This is a genomic window from Nocardiopsis flavescens (assembly GCF_900141985.1).
In the GTDB taxonomy this organism is placed as follows: Bacteria; Actinomycetota; Actinomycetes; order Streptosporangiales; family Streptosporangiaceae; genus Nocardiopsis; species Nocardiopsis flavescens.
The window spans coordinates 242334-263208 of record NZ_FQZK01000008.1; the positions used below are offsets into that span (position 1 = coordinate 242334).

The following is a 20875-nucleotide window of genomic DNA, read 5'->3' on the forward strand; positions in this document are numbered from 1 at the left end:
CTCCAGCGCGCCCACTGACACAAAGGAACTGTCATGCGCTTGTCAGGAATGCTCTCCGCCTCCGCCGCACTGCCCCTGGCCCTGGCCCTGGTCGCCTGCGGCGGCGGGACCCCGCAGGAGCCCGCCGCCGACACGCCCGCCGAGCCCCACGAGCTCGACTCCGCCACCCACGAGGAACTCGTGGAGCTGGCCCAGGAGGAGGGGACGGTCACCGTCTACTCCTTCACCTCGCGCATCGCCTCCATCGAGGCGGAGTTCGAGGCCGCCTACCCCGGGATCGACCTGGTCGGCCACGACATCTCCTCCTCCGAGCAGATCACCCGGCTGCGGTCGGAGTCCCAGGCCGGTGCCCCGTCGGCGGACGTCGCCTACATCTCCGACGCCCCGGTCGTCATCACCGAACTGGTCGCCGGCGGGGTCCTCCAGAACTACGTGCCGCCGCGGGTGGCCGAGACCGTGCCCCAGGAGTACCGGGAGCCGCTGCTGGCCAACCGGCTCTCGACCAAGATCCTCATGTACAACGAGGAGGCCCACCCCGACGGCAGCCCGGTGGAGAACCTGTGGCAGCTGACCGAGGAGGAGTGGAACGGCCGGGTCGTCATGGTCGACCCCGCCGTGCGCGGCGACTACCTCGACCTCATGGCCGAGATCGTCCGGCGCTCGGACGAGATGGCGCAGGCCCACCAGGAGCACTTCGGCTCCGAGGTCTCCCTCGACGAGGGCGTGGAGAACGCCGGCCGGCAGTTCATCAAGGACCTGTACGCCAACGGGCTGGTCCTGGTCGACGACACCGACAACGTCAACCAGGCGGTCGGCGGGACCGGCCAGGAGGACCCGCCGGTCGGCATCACCTCCTACTCCGACCGCCGCGACAACGAGGAGGAGGGCTGGGCCCTCCAGGCGTCCCTGGGCACCGTCCCCTCGACGGGCATCACCTTCCCCGCCTACATCGGCATGGTGAACGGGGCCGCCAACCCGGCCGCCGCCCGCCTGGTCGCCGACTTCCTCATGGGCGACGACTCCGAGACCGGCGGCCCCTCCTTCGAGCCGTTCTACGTCCCCGGCGACTACCCGGTGCGCACCGACATGGCCCAGCCCGGCGACGCCGCCCCGCTGGAGGAGCTCGGGGCCTGGGACATCGTGCCCGAGGAGACCGCGCAGATCCGCGACGGCGTGGCCGACTTCCTGCTCACCCTGTAGCCCGGTCCCCCACCCCACCCACGAGAGGACGTCATGCCGACGGCACCCCCGCCACGACGCACCGCCGCCGGTGTCCGGCTGGCCCGCGCGCGGACCGCGCTCACCCGGCCCACCGCGGTCCTGGGCGCCTGCACCCTGCTCATCCTCACCGTCCTGGTGGTCGCCCCGCTCGTCGGGCTGGTCAACACGACGCTGATGGAGGGAGGCCGCGACGCGTGGGGGGACGTCTTCGCCAGCCCCATGTCGGAGAACCTCCTGTGGCGGCCGATGGGCAACTCGATCCTCGTGGGGGTGGCCACCGCGGCCGGCTCCACGGTGATCGGCGGGTTCCTGGCCTGGGTCGTCGTGATGACGCGCATCCCCGGGCGGTGGCTGCTGGGGCTGCTGGCGACGATCCCGTTCGCCCTGCCCAGCTTCGCCCTGGCGCTGGCGTGGGAGTCGGTGTTCCGCAACGGCCTCATCGGGGGGTCGACCGGCATCCTCGTGAACCTGGGGGTCGCCGTGCCGGACTGGCTGGCCTGGGGGCCGGTCCCGGTGTCGGCGACCCTCACCGCGCACTACTTCTCCCTGTCTTTCATGCTCATCGCCGCCGCCCTGGCGAGTGTGAACGGGGACCTCATGGAGGCCGCCGAGCTGACCGGGGCCTCCACACTGCGGGTGGCCCGCGACATCGCCCTGCCGGTCGTGGCCCCGGCCATGGTCTCCGGAGCGCTGCTGGCCTTCGCCGAGGGCGTGTCCAACTTCGTCACCCCGGCACTGCTGGGCCTGCCGGTCCGGTTCCACACGCTCTCGACCCGGCTGTACGGGGCGATCTCCACCGGCGACGTCTCCCGCGGCTACGTGCTCTCGATCGTCCTCATCGTCGTGGCCGCGATGATCATGTACGCCTCGACGCGGCTCACCGGGGGCCGGAGGAACTTCGCGACCATCACCGGCAAGGGCGGCCGCCGCCGCAGCGTCGACCTGGGCCCGTGGGCGCGGCCGGTGGCCGCGCTCGCGTGGCTGCTGGTCGCGTGCACCACGGTCGTCCCCGGCGCGGTGCTGGTGCTCAGCTCCCTGACCCGCCGCACCAACGACTTCACCTCCGGGTTCACCCTGCACTACTGGATCGGCGGCTCCGACCCGGCGTTCGCGCAGGGCCGCCCGGGCATCCTCAACAACCCGCAGATCCTCCAGGCCACCGGGAACACCGTGCTGCTGGGCGTGTGCGTGGCGCTCGGCGCGGGCGTCCTGGGGCTGCTCGTCTCCTACGCCATCACCCGCTCCACCGGGTCCCGGTGGCTGCCCGGGACCCTGGGCGTGGTCTCGTTCGTGCCGTTCCTCATCCCCGGCATCGCGCTGGGCGCGGCGTTCATCGCGCAGTTCGGGGCGCCCATCGGCCCCATCCCCAGCCTGTACGGGACCTTCGCGATCCTCGTGCTGGCCGGGATCGCCGCGACGATCCCCTTCGCGGTCCGCTCGGGCACCTCGGCGCTGAGCCAGGTGTCGCGGGACGTGGAGGAGTCGGCGGTGATGGCCGGGGCCGGGCTGTTCCGCCGGATCGGCGCGGTCATCGCGCCGCTGACGGCCCGCGGCCTGTTCACCGGCGGGGTGCTGGTGTTCGTCCAGATGGTGCGCGACCTGTCCCTGGTCGTGCTGCTGGCGACGCCGGCGATGCCGGTCCTGGCCGTGCTCACCTACCAGTACTCCTCGGAGAACTTCACCCAGCTCGCCAACGCGGTCACCGTCGTCATCGCGGTGATCTCGGTCGGGGCGACCGTCCTCGCGCGGCGCCTGGAGGGCGCGGCCCAGCCCTGGAACCAGAACTCATGACCCCTACGACCGGCCCCCGGCGGGCGGAAAGGACCGGTATGCGCTCCGGAGCACCCGCGGCCTCCCTGACCATCACCGACCTGCGCAAGGACTTCGGCGGCACCACCGCCGTCGACGGCATCTCGCTGGAGGTGCCCCCGGGGTCCTTCCTCGTGCTGCTGGGCCCCTCCGGCTGCGGCAAGACCACGACCCTGCGCATGCTCGCGGGGCTGGAGGACCCCACCGGGGGCGAGATCCGGTTCGGCGACCGGGTCATCGCCCGGGGCGACGGCACCGCGCTGGTGGCGCCCTCCGAGCGCGGGGCCGGGCTGGTCTTCCAGTCCTACGCGCTGTGGCCGCACAAGACCGTGCGCCAGAACATCGAGTGGCCGCTGGTCGTGGCCCGCCGGCCCAGGGCCGAGCGGCGGCCCCGGGTGGAGGAGGTGCTGGAGATGCTGGCGATCTCCGACCTGGCCGAGCGCTACCCGGGCGAGATCAGCGGCGGCCAGCAGCAGCGGGTGGCGATCGCCCGCATGATCGCGCCCGAGCCCCGGGTGCTGCTCTTCGACGAGCCGCTGTCCAACCTCGACGCCCGGCTGCGGGTGGAGACCCGCGGGGAGCTGGTGCGCATCCACCGCTCCACCGGGGCCACGAGCGTCTACGTCACCCACGACCAGGTGGAGGCGATGACCATGGCCACGCACATCGCGCTCATGAAGGACGGCCGGATCGAGCAGTTCGGGACGCCGCGGGAGCTGCTGGAGTCCCCGCGCACGGCGTTCGCCGCCACGTTCATCGGCACGCCCCCGGCCAACATCGTGGAGTGCCGGGTGGAGGGGGGCAGGCTGCGGGCGTACGGCGTGGACTGCGGGCCCGCCCCGGAGGGGGCGGGGGCCGGGACCGTCACGGCGATGTACCGGGCGGGCTCGCTCGCGCCCGCGCCCGGGGCCGAGGTCGGCCCCGGCTGCCTGCCCGCGACCTTCGCCGACCAGGTGCCGATGGCCGACCGGTGGGTGCTGGGCGTGGACCTGCCCGACGGGACCAGGGCGCACATCTCCCGCGACGCCCCGGCCGACCTGCGGCCCGGGGACGCGCTGGGGGTGCGCCTGCCGGCGGCGCCCGACGCGTTCTTCGGCGCCGGTGACGGGCACGCGGCGGCCGGGGCCGCCCTGTGATGCGGCTGGTCCTGGTCCGCCACGGCGAGACCCCCTGGAACGAGGAGCGGCGGCTCCAGGGACAGCGCGACATCGGGCTGTCCGCGACCGGCCGGCGCCAGGTCGCCGCGCTGGCCGAGACGGTCGGCTACCTGGCGCCCGGGTACGTGGTCACCTCGGGGCTGCGCCGCACGCACGAGACCGCCGAGGTGCTGGGCGTGCGCCCGGACGCGAGCGACCCCCGGCTGAACGAGGCCTACCTCGCCGGCTGGGAGGGCCGCTACTCGGCGGAGATCAAGGAGGAGGGCGGCGGCGTGTACGCCGCCTGGCGGGCGGGCCGCTTCCACCCGCCGGGCGCGGAGAGCTTCGGCACCCTCACCGACCGGGTGGTCGCCGGGATCGAGGCCGCCGTGCGCACGGCGCGGGACGGGGGCCACGGGATGCTCATGGCAGTGACGCACGGCGGGCCGGCCCGGGCGTTCCTCACCGCGGCCGTCGGGCTCGACCCGGCGCGCACGGTGCCCAGCCACCCGGCCAGCCTGAGCATCATCGACGTCGATCCCGGGGCCGCGTCGCTGACCGCGCCGGGGGCGGCCCGGCTGCGGCTGTTCAACTACTCCCCGGCGATGTCGCCGCTGGACCCCCCGGACTGAGGCCCGCCGCCCGGGGGGCCCGGTCCCCCGGCACCGGTACGCGGCCCGGTGCGGGCCGCGCGGCCCCGCCCGGGTGACAGATCATCCTCAGGGGCCGTCCGGCAGAGGCGGCCCCTGCCCGGCGGAGCACCACGCGACCGACGAACCCGGACACCCGGGGACGGCCGTGCACCGTCTCCGGATGCCGGACCGCCCCCGGTTGCCGTCCGGCAGGGGCGGCACCGACGGGGGACCACGCGACCGACAGCGCCGGGCACCCGGGGACGGCGGTGCACCGTGTCCGGGGTCGCGTCGCCCCGGGGCCCGGCCCCGGGAGTACTCCCGGCTCCGCGACCGGCGGCACCGCCGTCCGCCGGCCGGTCGACACGCGGTTCCCGCGGTGGGCCGGTCCCCGGCGCCGGTGCTCCCGGGCGGGTCGGACCACGTGCTCCACCGGCCGGGCGACGGCCTGCCCGCCGGGCTTTCCCGGCGGGGCGGTCGGGCGGGCCCGTGAGGAGGCCGCGCGGCGGCCCCGGCAGGCCCCGCACCCGACGAGCGGCCCCCGTCCCCGCGCCCGCGGGCGGGACCGGCCACGGCCGCCCGTGGCCGACCGCCCCCTGGCCGGGGGGCGGCGTGGCGTCCGCCGCGCCGCCGGGCGAGGGCGCGGACGCCGCGTTCCGGAGCCGGGCGGGGCCCTGCCGTGGCACCCTCACCCCGCCAGGGTGGACCAGGTGAACCCGCCCGCCAGCAGGGTGGCGGCGACCGGCATGGTGCGCAGCTCCTCCGGCGAGCACGCCAGCGGGTCGCGCTCCACCACGACCAGGTCCGCGGGGTCGCCGGGGACCACCCCGGTGCGCCCCCGGGTGGAGGCCGCCAGCGCCGACGCCGTGTCGATCCGCTGCTCGGGGTGCCAGGGCCTGCGGCCGTCGCGGCTGCGCGTGACCGCCGCCGAGACCGCGATCCACGGGTCCAGCGGCGAAACGGGGGCGTCCGACCCCAGCCGCAGCTCCGCGCCCGCGCGCTGGAGCGAGGCGACGGCGAAGGCGCGCCCGGTGCGGCCCGGCCAGTGCAGGTCGGCCACGTCGCGGTCGTCCATGGCGTGCTCGGGCTGCACGCTGGCGATCAGACCGAGCGCGCCGAACCGGGCGAAGTCCTCCTCACGGACCAGCTGGGCGTGCTCGACGGTGCCGCGCATCCCGAGTTCCTCGAAGGCGTCCAGCACCCCCGTGTTGGCGCGGTCGCCGATGGCGTGGACCGCGGCGGCGATCCCCGCCCCCCGCGCCCGCGCCAGCAGCTCGCGCAGGGTCTCCAGCGGCACGCTCTCCATCCCGCAGGCGTGCGGGTGGGAGCGGTCCATGCCGGGGTAGGGGTCCCAGCACCACGCGGTCCGGGTGTTGAGCGAGCCGTCCACCACCACCTTGAGGGGGCCCATGGTGACCAGCCCCCGGGAGTCCAGGACGTCCCCGGTGCGCACGCCGGCGGCGATCGCGCCCTCCAGCCGCTCCGGCCAGACGGACACCTCCACCCGCAGGGAGTCGACCCCCTGCTCCACCCGCTCCGGCCACAGCCTCAGGTTGTCCGTGTTCTCGAACTCGACGATCCCGACCACGCCCCGGCGGGCCGCGGCCTGGGCGGCCTCCCGGTAGTCCGCGGCGGAGAGGTCGCCGGGGGGCTGGAGCCGGTCCAGGGCGCCGAACCACTCGCCCTCGCGGACCAGGCCGGTGTCCGGGTCCGGGACCAGGGACAGCAGCCGCGCCGCGGCGGTATTGAGCCAGGCGCAGTGCAGGTCCTTGCTGACCAGCACGACCGGCAGGTCGGGCGCGGCCCCGTCCAGGGCGGCCAGCGACGGGGCGTCCGGCCACACCCCGTCCTGGAACCCGTAGCCGACGATCGCCGAGAGCCGCGCCGCGCCCGGGGCGCGGGCCGCGGCGACCTCGCCGCGGACCCGCTCCAGGCACCGGGCCGCGCTGTCGGTGCCGGACAGGTCCAGGCGCTGGCGCTGGACCGTCCACTGCGCGAAGTGCACGTGGTGGTCCCACATCCCGGGCATCACGAAGCGGCCCTCGACGTCGGTGGCCGCCACCCCCCGGGGCGCCCCTGAGCCGGCCGGGGAGACCGCCCCGACCGCGCCGTCCTCCAGCAGGACGTCGTAGGTCCCCTCCCGGCCGGGCAGGGACGCGTTGAGCAGCGCCCGGTGTTCGCCTCGCGGCATGTTCGCGCCTTTCGTCACGGGTGTTCCACGGTTTCTCGGGGGGCGGCCGTCCCCGGCGGGACCGGCCGGCCGTTGGCGCGCGCCATGCGCGCGGCCAGCCCGGGGTTGCGGTAGGGGCCGGGGGCCGCCAGGTGCGCGATGATCCGGTCGACGGTCTCGGCGGACTTGTCCTGGCTCATCTTCTCCTTCGCCTCGATGCGGTCGACGACCAGGCGGAACCCCACCGTGCCCCGGACGATCCGGTGCGCGTACCCGCTGTTCTCCGCGGTGGCGTGCAGCCGGTGCGGGTCCGGCAGGGGGTCCTCGAAGTGCGAGGTGAGGCGGTCCAGGACGCGCAGGTTCTCGTCGTCGCCGAGGACCTCCGGCACCCCGTACAGGTGGGCGACGGCGAAGTTCCAGGTGGGCACGTTGGGCCGGTGCCCGTACCAGGACGGCGAGATGTAGCCGTGCGGGCCCTGGACGACGGCGAGCATCTCCTGCTCGCCGAGCCGGTGCCCGGCCTCGTCGGGCCGCCCCATGTGGCTGAGCAGGACGACGCCCTCGGCGTCCTCGTCGAGCAGCACCGGGTAGTGGGAGGCCACCGGCCCGGAGCCGGGCACCGCGGAGACGAAGGTGCACCACGGGTTCTCGCGCACGAGGGCCCTGACGGCCGCGACGTCGTCGAGCGCGTAGTCGGGGTTGTGCCTCACCGGTCCCCCGCTCCCCCGCCGGCCCCGCGGGCGAGGCGGGTCCAGGCCAGGTCGGCCAGGGCCGCCGCCTGCACGCCGAGGATCCCGTCGTCGAACAGCACGCCCTCGGAGTGCATGGGCGCGACCTCGCCGGTACCCGGCCCGGGGGGCATCGCGCCGAGGAAGACCAGCGCGCCCGGGACCCGCTGGAGGACGTAGGAGAAGTCCTCCGAGGTCATGGCCGGCTCGGGCAGCCGGACCACGCTGTCCCGCCCGTGCAGCTCCTCCAGCCGGTCCAGGACGGCGGCGGCCTCGTCGGGGTCGTTCACGGTGGCGGGGTAGGACGGGACGAACTCGACCTCGGCCCCGCAGCCGTGCGCCTGCGCCAGCAGCCGCACCAGCTCGGGCAGCTCGTCGCGGAGCAGGGCCTGGGTGTCCTCGGAGAAGTACCGCATGTTGGCCTCCATGAGCACCTCGCGGGCCAGCACGTTGCCGGCCTTGGAGTCGCTCGACAGCCGGCCGATGGAGACCACCGCCGGGTCGGCGGCGGGGACGCGCCGCGCCACGAAGCCCTGGACGGCCAGGATCACCTGGGCGGCGACCGGCACCGGGTCCACGGCGGCGTGGGGCGCCGCGGCGTGGCCGCCGGTGCCGGTGATGCGGATGCGCAGGGCGCTGACGCCGGCCATGATCGGCCCGGGCCTGCTGACGAACCGCCCGTAGGGGGTGGTGGCGTCGACGTGGACGGCGTAGGCGGCGGCGGGCGGGCGGCCCGCGGCCTCCAGGACGCCCTCCTCGATCATGATCCGGCCCCCGCCGTAGCCCTCCTCTCCGGGCTGGAACATGAAGACCACGGTCCCGGGCAGCTCCGCGCGCCGCTCGTGCAGGAGCCTGGCCGCGCCGACCAGGCCGGCCACGTGCAGGTCGTGCCCGCAGGCGTGCATCGCCCCGTTGGCGGAGGCGTAGTCCAGTCCGGTCGCCTCCTCCAGGGGCAGCGCGTCCATGTCGCCGCGCAGCAGCACCACGGGACCCCCGTCCCCGTCGGCGGCCCCGCCGCGCAGGACGGCGACGACGGAGCTGAGGGACGCGCCCTCGGTGACCTCCAGGTCCAGGCCCTCCAGGGCCTCGATCACGGCCCGGCGCGTCCGGGGCAGGTTCAGGCCCACCTCCGGCCGGGCGTGCAGGCGCCGGCGCAGCTCCCGCAGGCCGGGCAGCAGGGCCTCGGCCGCGGGGGCGAAGGGGTTGCGGGCGGCCCGGGGCCCGGGGTCCGGGTCCTTCTCGAACACGGGGTCGGGGGTCATGGGGTCGCGGCCTCCTCGAAGGTCATGCGCTCCCCCAGCACCGGGACGGCGCCGAGGAGCTCTGCGGTGTAGGGGTCGGCGGGGGCGTCCAGCAGCGCCTCGGTGGGTCCGGACTCGACGATGCCGCCGCCGCGCATCACGTAGATCTCGTCGCTGATGTAGCGGACGACGGCCAGGTTGTGCGAGATGAACAGGATGGACAGGCCCAGGGTCCGCTGGAGTTCGCGCAGGAGGTTGAGCACCGTGCTCTGCACGGAGACGTCGAGCGCGGAGGTGACCTCGTCGGCGATGAGCACCTCGGGCTCCCCGGCCAGGGCCCGCGCGATGGTGATGCGCTGGCGCTGGCCCCCGGAGAACGCGCCGGGCAGGGCGCCGGCCCGGTCCGGGTCCACGTGGACCTGTTCGAGCAGCTCGCGGACGCGGCGCCGGCGCTCCTCGCGGCCCCACCGGCGCCCGGTGGCCAGGGTGCCCTCGGCCACGGACTCGCCGACGGGCATCCGCGGGTCCAGGGCGGAGAAGGGGTCCTGGAAGATCAGCTGGACGCGGCGGCGGGCGGCCCGGGCGGCGGCGCGCCGCCCGACCGTGCTGGCGCCGCCGACCCGGATGTCGCCGGAGGCGACGGGGGCCAGGCCCACGGCGGCGTTGGCGATCGAGGACTTGCCCGACCCCGACTCGCCCACCAGGCCGACGGTGGTCCCCGGCGCGACGGCCAGCGACACGCCCGCGACCACGGACCGCGTCCCGTAGCGGATGCCCAGGTTCTCGATCTCCAGTGCCGCCACGGCGGACTCTCCTCTCATAGCGCCGACCCCCCGGACCGGGTGCCGGCGTCCGCGGTGGGGACCCCCGGCGCGGGGCGGCGGGGCTCCCCGCCGGGGAGCGGGTCCGCGGCGGGCACCCCGTCCTCGACCACCGGCAGGGGCCGGGTGCGGTCGGAGCGCATGTCGGGCAGGCAGGCGATGAGGCCCCGGGTGTAGGGGTGCCGGGCCTGCTCGCGGATGTGCTGGGCGTCGAGGTCCTCGACGACCTCCCCGTCCTTCATCACCACGACGCGGTCGCAGAACCCGGAGACCAGGGCGATGTCGTGGGAGATGAGGACGATGGCGGCGTCGGTGGACCGCTGGGCCCGGCGGAGCACGGCGAGCACCTGCTTCTGGACGGTGACGTCCAGGGCGGTCGTGGGCTCGTCGGCGATGATCAGCCGGGGGTGCCCGGTCAGGGCCATGCCGATCATGGCGCGCTGGCGCATCCCCCCGGAGAACTGGTGGGGGTAGTCCCCCAGCCGGCGGCGCGGCTCGGGGATGCCGACGGCCTCCAGGCCCGCCACCGCCCGGTCCCGGGCCCGGGACCGGCTCATGCCCAGGTGGGTGCGCGAGACCTCGGTGAGCTGGCGCCCGATGGTGAGCGCGGGGTTGAGCGAGGTCAGCGGGTCCTGGAAGACGAAGCCCAGCTCGGTCCCCAGGCGCTTGGACAGCGCCCGCGTGAGCGGGGCGTCCAGGTCGATGTCGTCGAACCGGCGGACCCGGGCGCTGACGACCGCGGGGGCCTCCAGCAGCCCGGCCAGGGCCATCGCGGTCAGCGACTTGCCCGAGCCGGACTCGCCCACGATGCCGACGACCTCGCCGGGCCGGACCGCCAGGCTCACCCCGCGGACGCGTTCCACGAGCCCGCCCGCGCCGTCGGGGAAGGCGACCCGCAGGTCGGCGACCTCGGCCAGCGCGGGCCCGCGGTCCCCGGGGCCGCCCGGGTCCGCCCCGTCCCCGGGCCCCCCGGCGCCGGCGCCGCGCGCCGGCAGGGGGGCCGCCCCCGGGAGCACGGCGGCGCGGGCCGCCGCGGCGACACCGCGCAGCCCCTGTCCGGGGCGGTCGGTGAGCGCCTCGGCGACCAGGGTGAAGACCAGGCCCGCGAAGACGATGACGATGCCCGGGCCGATGGCGGCCATGGGGTTGGTGTACAGGTGGGCGACGCCCTCGTTGATCAGGCGCCCCCAGTCGTACTCGGGCGCCTGGACGCCCAGGCCCAGGAAGGACAGCCCCGCGAAGGCGAGGAGCGTGACGCTGGCCGACGCGGACGCCTGGACCAGCAGCGGGTTGGCGATGTTGGGCAGGATGTGGCGGAACAGGACCCGCACGGGCCCCGCCCCGGCCACGCGCGCGGCGCGCACGTAGTCCTGCTCGGAGACCGACGCGGCCAGGTTGTAGACGAGCCGGGTGAGGTTGGGGATGCCGGACAGGCCGATGGCGAGCATGGCGCCGGTGGCGGTGGCCCCCCAGATGACCGTGAAGAACAGCACCAGCAGCAGCCAGGGGAAGGCCAGCAGCATGTCCATGATCCACACGAGGAACCTGCGGGGGTACCGGGGCAGGACGACGGCGGTGAGGCCGACCAGGACGCCGCCGCCGACGCCGATGGCGGTGGCCCCGAGCGTGAGCAGCAGGGACAGCCGGGTGGCGGCCATGACCCGGGCGAAGATGTCGCGGCCCAGGTCGTCGGTGCCGAAGTGGAATTCGCTCCCCGCGGGGGCCCACCGGTCGGCGACGGCGCGCTGCGTGGCGGCCTCCCCCCAGAGCGCGGGTCCGGCCAGGGCGAGGGCCAGCAGCAGGGCGAGGCCGAGCGAGGCGGCGATGCCCGCGGGGCTGAGCAGTTTCTTCACCGGGTCACCCTTCCGTGATCGAGGTGCGCGGGTCGACGGTGATCAGGATGAGGTCCACGATGAGGTTGACGGCCAGGACCATGAGGGCGAAGACCAGGACGACGCCCTGGATCATCGGGTAGTCCTTGGTCTGCACGGCCGAGATCAGGGTGTTGCCCATGCCGGGGACGGCGAAGACCGTCTCGATCACCACGGTCCCGGCGGTCAGGCCCGACAGCAGCAGGCCCCCGACGGTGAGCGTGGCGGTGACGATGTTGGGGAGCGCGTGCCGGAAGAGCACCAGCCGCCGGGGCAGCCGCTTGGCCCGCGCGGTGGCCATGTAGGTGGAGTCCAGGACCTTGATCATCTCCACCTGGACGATGCGGGCCAGGTACGCCATCGGTCCCAGCGCCAGGCCGAGCACGGGCAGGACGGAGGACCCGGCGTCCCCCCAGCCCGCGGGCGAGAAGAGCCCCAGCCACACGCTGAAGACCGCGATGAGGCCGACCGAGACCAGGAAGTCCGGGATGGCGATGAGCACGCCGAGCCCGCCGGAGACGACCGAGGTGGCGGCCCTGCCCCGGGGCGAGCGGGCGACCAGCGCAGCCGCCATGCCCAGGGGCAGGGCCCCGGCCAGGGCGACCGCGAAGCCCAGCGACGCCAGGGTGAGGGTGGTGGGGAACCGGGAGGCGATGACCTCGGAGACCTCCTGGCGGGTCTGGATCGAGGTTCCCAGGTCGCCCCGCAGCAGGCCCGAGACGTAGTCGGGGAACTGCTCCCGCACGGGCTTGTCCAGCCCGAGGTCGGCCCTGGTGTTCTCCACGAGCGCCACGGGGGCCGTGGGTCCCAGGGCCGCGCGGACCGGGTCCCCGGGCACCAGGTGCACCACGAAGAAGCTCGCCAGGACGACGATGAGCAGGGAGGTGACCAGGCGGCCGGTCCTGCGTATCGCGAAGGACGCGCGGGGCGAGAGCCGGGAGGCCGTGCGTGCGGCGGCGGGTGCGGGTCCCGCCGGGCGGGGCGAACCGGGAAGAGTCGTCATGCGGCCTACTCGGTCATCCGGATGGAGGGCGCCTGGATGTAGGAGGTCTCCTCGAACACCGCGCCGTTCATGAAGGTGGGCAGGACGGTGCCGGCCACGGGGTAGGTGTGGAAGTCCTCCACCAGGAGGCGCTCGGCCTCCTCCCAGTGGCCGCAGGCCTCGTCGGGGGCGGCGGTGAACGCGCGCTCGGCGATCTCGTCGTACTCGGCGCTGTCGGTGGCCATGAAGTTCAGGCCGCCCTCGTCGGGGGTGGCGCCCCCGTAGAACGCGTGCTGGATGGTGGGGCCGCCCGAGGAGATCTGGATCCACCCGGTGTCCCAGTCGAAGGTCTCGTAGAGGTACTCGGACCACGCCGCCCCGTCCATGGCCCGCAGCTCGGTCTCGACGCCGATCTCCAGCCAGTACTCGCGCAGCAGCTCGGCGGCGGGGGCGTGGGTCTCGCTGCCCGCGTCGTAGATGAAGTTGATCGTGAGCTTCTCGCCGTCGCGCTCGCGCATGCCGTCGGAGCCGAGTTCCCAGCCCGCCTCGTCGAGCAGCTCGCCGGCGCGGTCCGGGTCGTGGCCGACGGGGTCCCAGAGCGGCCCGTCCTCGGGGACGCACAGGTAGGGCGACTCGGTGATGAGGGATTCGAGCCCGACGGGGTTGCCGCCGGTGACGACCTCGGCGGCCTCGTCGTGGTCGAAGCCCAGCACCAGCGCCTCGCGGACCAGGGGGTCGTGGGTGGGGCGCTCCTCGCGCTCGTTGAAGAGCATCTGGCCGATGGGGTTGACGGCGCCGGTGTAGTCGTAGCCCGCGGCCTCCAGCCGGGCCCGGTCGGAGCCGACGATGCGCGCGGAGTTCAGCTCGCCGGAGAGCAGCAGGTTGGCCCGGGTGGACTCGTCGGTGACGACCCGGACCTCCAGGCCGGAGGGGACGCCCTCGGTCTCGGAGGTGAGCCCGCCGGGGCCCCAGTCGTAGTCGTCGCGGGTGGTGTAGACGAAGGCGTCGGGGCGCGCCTCGGTGAGGGCGTACAGGCCGGTGCCGTTGGAGACGCCCTGGAGACTCTCCGGGTCCTCCAGGCCCGCGGCGCAGACCATCTCCACGGTGCCGATCTTGCTGAGCAGGAAGGGGTCGGAGGTCGGCGCGGTGACCTCCAGGGAGAGCCCCTCGCCCCGCGCCTCCAGCCCGGCCGGGACCAGGGAGTCGGTGTGGACCGAGGTGTTCTCGGGGTCGGCGTGGTAGTTGAGGTTGGCCGCGGCCACCCCGGCGTCGAACTCCGTGCCGTCGTGGCAGGTCACGCCGGGGGTCAGCTCCATGGTGAGCGACGTGCCGTCCTCGGCGGCCTCCCAGGTCTGCGCCAGCCAGGGCTGGGGCTCGCCGTCCTCGCCCGTGTAGATCAGGGACTCGTAGGCGTACACCATGACCTGGCGCTCCTGGGGCTGGCTGCCGGTCATCGGGATGGTGTTGTTCACCTCCCCGTTCACCGCGGCGGTGAAGACGCCGCCGGAGACGAGCCCGGGCTCCCCGTCGCCCGCGGAGCCCCCGCAGGCGGTCAGACAGAGGACCCCGACGCCCAGGAGGGCGGTGGATCGGGTGATGCTGCTGGTACGCATGGCCTGTGCTTTCTCTTCAAGGATTCCAAAGGGTGCGTTTCCGACGGAGCGGGTGGTGCGGATCGGCGGGGTCCTACGCGCGGGCGACCGGGGGCGAGTCCCGGGAGCCCAGCCGGGCCAGCGGCCCGGCGGCCTTGACCGAGACGCGGATGGTCTGCTGGGTGCTGTAGGAGACGGGGGTTTCGAGGATGTCGACGACCTCCACCCGGAGCGGGTCGGCGCCCGCCTCGATGGCGCGCTCCACGGCGGCCTGCGAGGCCTTGGCGACGGCCTCGTCGCGCCCCTCGTAGGTGCCGATCTCATGGGCCCGGCCGCCGGCGAGCGACATGGCGGCGCCGACCGCGTTGGCCACGTCGCCGTGCGCGGGGCGCAGGACGGTCCCGGCGCCGGGCAGGTCGTCGGGGACCAGGAACCCGCCGCCGCCCACGACGACGAGGGGGAGGTCGGTCTTGCCGTGGGAGAGGCGCTCCACGGACTCCTGGAGCCACTCGTGCGCCCGGCCCAGCGCCTTCTCCAGGGAGGCGCCGGTCGCGGGTGCGACGTCGACGCTCCAGTCGGGGGCGCCCCCGGCACGGCCGGTGTGGACGGCGGCGTCGGTGAGGGTGGCGGTGTCGCCGCCGAAGGCGAGCGCCATGGTGTGCAGCCGGTGCCCGACCGAGTCCGGGCCCAGGCGGCCGGTGGCGGGGTCCACGCGGGTGCCGCCGCCGACGCCGATGCTGAGGATGTCCGGCATGCGGAAGTTGGTGCGCACGCCGCCGATCTCGCGGGGCAGGGTCGACTCGCGCGGGAACCCGCTGACGACCACGCCCAGGTCGCTGGTGGTGCCGCCGACGTCGACGACGATGGCGTTCTCGGCCCCGGAGAGGAAGGCGGCGCCGCGGATGGAGTTGGCCGGGCCCGAGCCGATGGTCAGGACCGGGTGGCGGGCCGCGAAGTCCAGGGCCATGAGGGTGCCGTCGTTCTGGGCGAAGTACACGGCGGCGTCGCCCAGGCCCTGCTCCTGGACCACGGTGAGCAGCGCGTCGGTGACCCCCCGGGCGATGCCGTACAGGGCGGCGTTGAGGACGGTCGCGTTCTCGCGCTCCAGCAGGCCGATGGCGCCGATGTCCTGGCTGAGCGAGACCGGGACGCCGCCGCCCAGGCGGGCGCGGACGATCTCCGCGACCTGCGCCTCCTGCTCCGGGAAGGAGGGGCTGAAGATCCCGCAGACGGCGACGGCGTCCACCGGGCCCTCCAGGCCGTCCAGGAACGCCCCGACGGCGGCCGGGTTCAGCTTGGAGATGGGCATCCCGTCGACCATGTGGCCGCCGGGGAGCACGGCGGCGCCGGCCAGGACGCTGTCCCGCAGGTCACGGGGCCAGCCGGTCAGCGGCGGGTAGCCGGTGGCGGCCGGGGCGCCCAGGCGGATGACCGCGACGCGGCCCAGGCCCCGGCGCCCCACGATGGCGTTGGTGGCGTGGGTGGTGCCCATCATGACGCGGCGGACCTCGGCGCGGCGCCCGCCCAGGGTCTCCAGGACGGCGGCGATGGCGGCGCGGATGCCGCCGGTGACGTCCTCGGTGGTCGGCTGCTTGGTGTGCGCGATGACGGTGTCGGAGGCGTCCAGGACGACGGCGTCGGTGTTGGTGCCGCCGACGTCGACGCCGAGGGAGAGGTCGCCGCGGACGGCGGGGAGGGGTTCGGTGCTCACGCGGTCGCTCCTGAGGTGGTCGTGGCGCCTTCGCGCCCGGCGGCCCCCGGGGCAGTGCGCCCGGGCTCGAACGGCACGTAGGGGATGTCGTATCCGAAGGCCGGCGGCCCGGCGATCTCCAGGCCGCGCTCGGTGCGCCAGAGCGGGTCGCAAGCCCAGGCCAGGACGGAGACCCGCTGCCCGAAGCGCAGCAGCTCGGTGGAGATGGCGTGGCCGGTCTCGCTGTCCACCAGGGTGACCAGGTCGGGGACGCTGACCAGGACCTCGCCGTCCTCCAGGACGACCAGGTTCTCGTTCTGGAGCTCGACCCGCAGCAGCCGGTCCCGCTCGGCCCCGGTGCCGGCGATCGTCACCGAGCCGCGGACGAAGCCGCCCTCGGTGCGGCGCGAGACGTCCACGATCTTGCCGTTGACCAGCACGGACGCGTCCAGCGTCCGGGACAGCGCCGCCACCGGGTCCTGCGCGCCGAGCATGGCGTGGCCGACCTCGATGGCCCGGCTGACCGTCCCCTCGATCACGGCCCCGGGGACGTCCGCGGCGTCGAGCATCGAGGCGCCCAGGCACAGGGAGCCGCCGGCGACCGAGAAGGCCCGGACGTGGCGCTCCAGCCAGGTGGCGTCGATGGTGCGCATCACCGTGACGTTGCCGACCACGTCGGACAGGACGGTGAGGTTGCGCGGCACCCCGGCCACGTTCATGGCGACCATCGTGGCCTCGGGGAAGGCCCGGCCCATGCCGTCGGCGTCGAGGACGTCCAGCCCCAGCTGGGCGGCCCAGCCGACCGGGCCGACGCCGTTGGTGCCGCCGATCTCGGTGGCCATCACGGCGGTGATCCTGCGGCCCGAGGCACGCTCCATCTCGCGCAGCAGGGTCTCGGGCTGCTCGGCGGAGGGGAGCATCTCGATCCCCACGGTCGGGGCCCCGATGCCGGCCATCACGATGACCGCGTCGTCGGGGGTCAGCTCCCCCACCCGGCGCAGCCGCACGGGCCCGTGCAGGTCCAGGGCCGCCGCGACACCGAACTGCGAGGTGGTGACGGCGCCACCGCCTCCGGTTCCGAAGATGGCGGCGCCCGCTGCCAGGGCCGGCACATCGTCGGAGGTTATGTGTCTCGTCATGGGAAGAGCCTAGGCAGGCACGGCGCAAAGACAATGTTGTGGGGGCACAGGGAACTCGCGTAATTTGGGCCCATGGCACACATCGGCATCGAGCATCTCCTCCACCAATCCGAGCGCCTGGGGGTCGAGCACGTGGCGGGTCCCCGTACGGGGGGCCGGATCTCGCGCGTGGAGATCGCCGGCGCCGGCGACCTGGGCGGCCTGGCGGCCGGGACGCTGGTGATCCTCGACGTGGCCGAGCCGCCCTCGGCCTACCGCGTGGACATCGCCCTGCGCCAGGCCGGCGCGCGCGGGCTGGGCGGGCTGCTCCTGCCGCTCCGGGCGCCCCTGGCCCTGACCTCCCAGGACCTGGCCGAACGCGGCGGGGTGCCCGTGCTCCAGGCCCCCGGCCGCAAGGCGTCCGACCTGGCGGTGGCGATCGACCGCATGGTCAACAGCCAGGCCTCCGACGTGCTGACCCGCGTGCACTTCGCGATGGAGCGGGTCCGCGCGGCGGCCGAGGGCCCCGCGGAGGACGCCGTGGACGCGGTGCTCGCCGCGGCCGGCGCGGCCCTGGGAGGCACCGTCGCCCTGACGCCGGACCCGCGGGTGGGCTGGGCCGAGGAGACCGGCGTGTTCATCGGCGAGGTGCCGCGCGGCCGGCTGGTCTTCGAGCCCTCCGGGGAGGACGGCTACGCGGGGGGCGACGCCGCGGAGCTGGCCCTGCCGGGCATCGCCTCCGTGGTGTCCAAGGCGCTGCTCCGGGAGGTGCAGCAGCGGTTCGCCCCGCGCCAGACCTCCGCCGAGCTGATCGCCCAGCTGGTGGTGGCCGAGCCCTCCCGGGTGGACGCGCTGTCCGACCAGGCGTTCCGGCTGGGGTTCCCGCTCCAGCTCTCGCACGTGGTGGCCTGGCTGGAGTTCACCGACCCCGGCGACACCGACCACCATCCGCCGCGGGCCCTTCAGTCGGCGCTCGAACTCCACGCCTTCGAGCTGTTCGAGAACCGCGACGAACTGTGGCACATCGCCTTCATCCGCGACGACGCCCTGATCATCTCCTCCGAGGGGCCCGGCCGGGGAGACCACCAGCGCAGGCTGCGCGAGGTGGCCGCGGGTATCGCCGACCACGCCCAGACGCTGGCCGGCGGGCGCTGGGAGTCGACCGTGGGCATGGGGACCCCGCAGGTGGGGGCCACCGGGCTGCGCCAGTCCGCGGCCGAGGCGAGGATCGCCGCCGAGACGGCCGTGGCCTCCGGGCGGGTGGGACACATCGTGGCCACCGACGTCACCGGCCTGCGGCGGGTGCTGCTGGACTTCTACGCCTCCCCCACCAGCCGCAAGCTGCTGGAGGACCTGTTGCGGCCGCTGGACTCGGAGGACCCGCACAAGGCCGAGACGGCGGTCCGGACGCTGCTGGCCTACCTGAGCAACCGCAACTCGCCCGCCCGGGCGGGCCGGGAGCTGCTGCTGCACCCCAACGCGGTCACCTACCGGATGCGCAAGATCGAGAAGGCGCTGCAACTGGACCTGGAGGACCCCGACACCCGGTTCGCGGTGGAGCTGGCCTGCCGGGTCCGGCTGCTGAGCGCCGAGACCCGCTGACCGCGGGCGAACGTCCCCGCACCGCCGTATCGTCGGGGTCACGAGGCCGCCCCGTTCACCGGACCGCACCGCGGGGCGCGGAAGGAGTCCCATGCTGACCGAGGTCGCGGCGGGTGTGTTCACCCACCGGAGCGAGCTGCTGCGGAACAACACCGTCGTCGTGCGGGGCACGGACGGCGTGCTGGTCGTCGACGCCGGGATCACCGGCCCCGAGATGGCCTGCCTCGCCGACGACCTCCGCGGGCTCGGGCTGCCCGTGGTGGCGGGCTTCGCCACGCACCCGGACTGGGACCACGTGCTCTGGCACCCCGACCTCGGCGACGCGCCCCGCTACAGCACGGCCCGCTGCGCCGCCGCCATGCGCGACCTGCGCGCGGCGCCGGACTGGAGGGCCCGCGTCACCGGGGGCCTGCCGCCCGAGGTGGCCGACGACATCCCTCTCGACCCCTTCGGCCTCATCACCGAACCGCCCGCCGGCACCGGCCGGGTCCCCTGGGACGGCCCCGAGGTCCGGATCGTCGAGCACCCGGCGCACTCACCGGGCCACGCGGCGCTGCTGGTCCCCGAACGCGGCGTCCTGGCCGCCGGCGACATGCTCTCGGACGTCTTCGTGCCGATGCTCGACGGGTTCACCGGCGGCAACGACCCGATCGGCGAGTACCTCGCCGGCCTGCGCCTGCTGGAAGGGGTCGTGGACGGCGTCGACGTCGTCGTCCCCGGCCACGGCTCCGTCGGCCGGGGCGGCGAGATCCGCGAACGCATCGGGCTGGACCGCGCGTACCTGCTGGCCCTGCGCGACGGCGGCGCCTTCGACGACCGGCGCATCGTCGCGCCCTTCGAACCCGGCTGGGAGTGGGTGGCCGACATCCACGCGGGCCAGCTCCGCCGCGCCGCCCGGTGGAACGGCCGCGAAGGGTCCCCCGGCTAGGGCGTGTGTCGAGTCGGGGCCACGGACCGGCTCGGACGGGGTCCTCGATCCGGATCATGCGGGCACACGGTCGGAGACCGGCCGGACGTCCCTCCGCGACGGTCACCAGGGGTCGAGCGAGCCGATGAGCATCCAGCCGGCGATCCCGCTGAAGAGGAGGGCCACCAGGACCTCCACGACCAGCTCGGCCCCGGTGGCCGGCCCGTAGGCCAGGGCGTCCGCCGCCATACCCACGGGCAGGACACCCAGGAACATCCAGGCGAAGACGCGGAAGGAGAGCATGAAGAACCCGTCCCACCAGCCGAACACCAACCCCCACAGCATCACGCCGAGCCCGAGGAAGGCCAGGTACGACCAGGCCGCGAGCATCGCGCCGGACTCCGGCAGGAACCACTCCTCGCCACCCGCCACCTCCACGCCGACGACCTCCCCGCGCCAGAGCAGCAGGGTGGCCGGCTCTCCCTCGCCGGCCTCGGAGTAGAAGGCCGACGACACGTCGCGGGCCTGCCGGGAGCCGTCGGCCCGCTGCCAGGTGACCTCGTGGTGGGTGGTCGTGGTCGTACTCGTATACGTGTGGCCGTTGGCGTCGGTGTGCGTCGTCGTCGAGGTCGTGGTGTAGGTACGCCGACCGGCGATGGAGCCCGCCTCGCCCTCGAAACAGTCGCCGGCGGCCCTCTCGCACGCCACGGCCTCGCGGAACTCGCGGGTCTGCCGGTAGGGCCCGGCGGCGCCGAGCAGCGCCGCCACGAGCACGCCCAGACCGAGGAGGACCACCACCGACCGCCCGAGGGTGGGTCTGGGCATCGGCGGACGGCGCAGCGGCAGAGGGAACCGGTGAAGCCTCATGACCCCATCCCCGCGATCACCTGTACGGGGGTGGTGGGATCGCTGTCCCCTTGATGCCCGCTCCCGGTTCGCGGAACCCTCCCGCCGGGGCGCTCCGGGATCGCCGGGCACGGCGGGGCCCCTCCGATCGCCACCGGGCGCACGGCGCCCGCCCCGCCCCGCCCCGGCGGGAACTAGCTTGGCGTTTAACCTGGAGCCCGTGACCGGATACCGGCCTGGTCACGGGCTTCGTCGTTTCCCGTACACAACAACGGTCTTCGCGTGATCATGTGCTTCAACCACGAACACACCTGATCACAACGAAGACCGTCACCATGAGTCTGCTGCACCACCACGCCCCTGTCGAGCCACTGCCGGAATTGTCCCGCTTCCGAGCGCAGTTCCACGCCTGCCTGACCACACGCGCTGATGCCCTCTTCGAGGTCTGCGAAGCCCTGGTCAGCACCCCGACCCCCGTGCGCCACCTGGCCCAACTCTCGTTGGAGCCC

Annotated in this window: 16 protein-coding genes; 6 read left to right on the forward strand and 10 right to left on the reverse strand. The window is 74.7% G+C overall.

Translation table 11 applies throughout. The annotated features are described in order from the left end of the window. Window positions 1-33 precede the first annotated feature (33 nt). Genes BUE45_RS15615 through BUE45_RS15630 form a run of 4 tightly spaced genes read left to right on the forward strand, consistent with a single transcriptional unit; the run spans window position 34 to window position 4798 of the window. On the forward strand, window positions 34-1200 hold the full coding sequence (locus BUE45_RS15615) for an ABC transporter substrate-binding protein (RefSeq protein ID WP_073380044.1): 1167 nt from the start codon (window positions 34-36) through the stop codon (window positions 1198-1200). A 33-nt stretch (window positions 1201-1233) separates the two neighbouring features. Beyond that, window positions 1234-3012 (forward strand): ABC transporter permease, encoded by a 1779-nt coding sequence (locus tag BUE45_RS15620; protein WP_073380045.1) that lies wholly within the window; start codon window positions 1234-1236, stop codon window positions 3010-3012. Window positions 3013-3050: 38 nt separating this feature from the next. Continuing rightward, a complete protein-coding gene (locus BUE45_RS15625) occupies window positions 3051-4166 on the forward strand; it encodes an ABC transporter ATP-binding protein (RefSeq protein WP_073380046.1) in 1116 nt (371 codons plus the stop codon). Further along, entirely contained in the window at window positions 4166-4798 is a 633-nt protein-coding gene (locus tag BUE45_RS15630; protein WP_245833256.1) for a histidine phosphatase family protein, read from the forward strand. The genes BUE45_RS15625 and BUE45_RS15630 overlap by 1 nt, the downstream gene beginning before the upstream one ends. A gap of 688 nt (window positions 4799-5486) precedes the next feature. Here the strand turns inward: BUE45_RS15630 and BUE45_RS15635 are convergent. From BUE45_RS15635 to BUE45_RS15675, 9 genes are all read right to left on the reverse strand, one after another. Next, complete coding sequence (locus BUE45_RS15635) at window positions 5487-6989, reverse strand: amidohydrolase (RefSeq protein WP_073380048.1); 1503 nt, start codon at window positions 6987-6989, stop codon at window positions 5487-5489. A 14-nt stretch (window positions 6990-7003) separates the two neighbouring features. Then, window positions 7004-7678, reverse strand: a complete 675-nt coding sequence (locus BUE45_RS15640) for an FMN-binding negative transcriptional regulator (protein ID WP_073380049.1) — start codon at window positions 7676-7678, stop codon at window positions 7004-7006. Beyond that, window positions 7675-8958 (reverse strand): M20 metallopeptidase family protein, encoded by a 1284-nt coding sequence (locus tag BUE45_RS15645; RefSeq protein ID WP_084737335.1) that lies wholly within the window; start codon window positions 8956-8958, stop codon window positions 7675-7677. The genes BUE45_RS15640 and BUE45_RS15645 overlap by 4 nt, the downstream gene beginning before the upstream one ends. Beyond that, complete coding sequence (locus BUE45_RS15650) at window positions 8955-9740, reverse strand: ABC transporter ATP-binding protein (RefSeq protein WP_073380050.1); 786 nt, start codon at window positions 9738-9740, stop codon at window positions 8955-8957. Before BUE45_RS15650 ends, BUE45_RS15645 begins: the two co-directional genes overlap by 4 nt. Window positions 9741-9754: 14 nt before the next feature. Further along, on the reverse strand, window positions 9755-11611 hold the full coding sequence (locus tag BUE45_RS15655) for a dipeptide/oligopeptide/nickel ABC transporter permease/ATP-binding protein (protein ID WP_143173370.1): 1857 nt from the start codon (window positions 11609-11611) through the stop codon (window positions 9755-9757). 4 nt (window positions 11612-11615) lie between these two features. Then, complete coding sequence (locus BUE45_RS15660; RefSeq protein WP_084737341.1) at window positions 11616-12632, reverse strand: ABC transporter permease; 1017 nt, start codon at window positions 12630-12632, stop codon at window positions 11616-11618. 5 nt (window positions 12633-12637) lie between these two features. Next, entirely contained in the window at window positions 12638-14224 is a 1587-nt protein-coding gene (locus tag BUE45_RS15665) for an ABC transporter substrate-binding protein (RefSeq protein ID WP_073380051.1), read from the reverse strand. 73 nt (window positions 14225-14297) lie between these two features. After that, the gene (locus BUE45_RS15670; protein ID WP_073380052.1) at window positions 14298-15914 is read right to left on the reverse strand and encodes a hydantoinase/oxoprolinase N-terminal domain-containing protein; all 1617 of its coding nucleotides are present in this window, start codon (window positions 15912-15914) and stop codon (window positions 14298-14300) included. Then, window positions 15911-17032 carry a DUF917 domain-containing protein gene (locus tag BUE45_RS15675; protein WP_073380053.1) on the reverse strand — a complete coding sequence of 374 codons (1122 nt, stop codon included), beginning with the start codon at window positions 17030-17032 and terminating at the stop codon, window positions 15911-15913. The genes BUE45_RS15670 and BUE45_RS15675 overlap by 4 nt, the downstream gene beginning before the upstream one ends. A 72-nt stretch (window positions 17033-17104) precedes the next feature. Here BUE45_RS15675 and BUE45_RS15680 point away from each other — a divergent pair, with 72 nt between their 5' ends. Continuing rightward, on the forward strand, window positions 17105-18613 hold the full coding sequence (locus BUE45_RS15680; RefSeq protein WP_073380054.1) for a PucR family transcriptional regulator: 1509 nt from the start codon (window positions 17105-17107) through the stop codon (window positions 18611-18613). Between the two features lie 91 nt (window positions 18614-18704). After that, window positions 18705-19541 carry an MBL fold metallo-hydrolase gene (locus BUE45_RS15685; protein WP_073380055.1) on the forward strand — a complete coding sequence of 279 codons (837 nt, stop codon included), beginning with the start codon at window positions 18705-18707 and terminating at the stop codon, window positions 19539-19541. Window positions 19542-19643: 102 nt separating this feature from the next. Here the strand turns inward: BUE45_RS15685 and BUE45_RS15690 are convergent, their stop codons facing one another. Then, a complete protein-coding gene (locus BUE45_RS15690; protein WP_143173371.1) occupies window positions 19644-20345 on the reverse strand; it encodes a hypothetical protein in 702 nt (233 codons plus the stop codon). Between the last annotated feature and the right edge of the window lie 530 nt (window positions 20346-20875).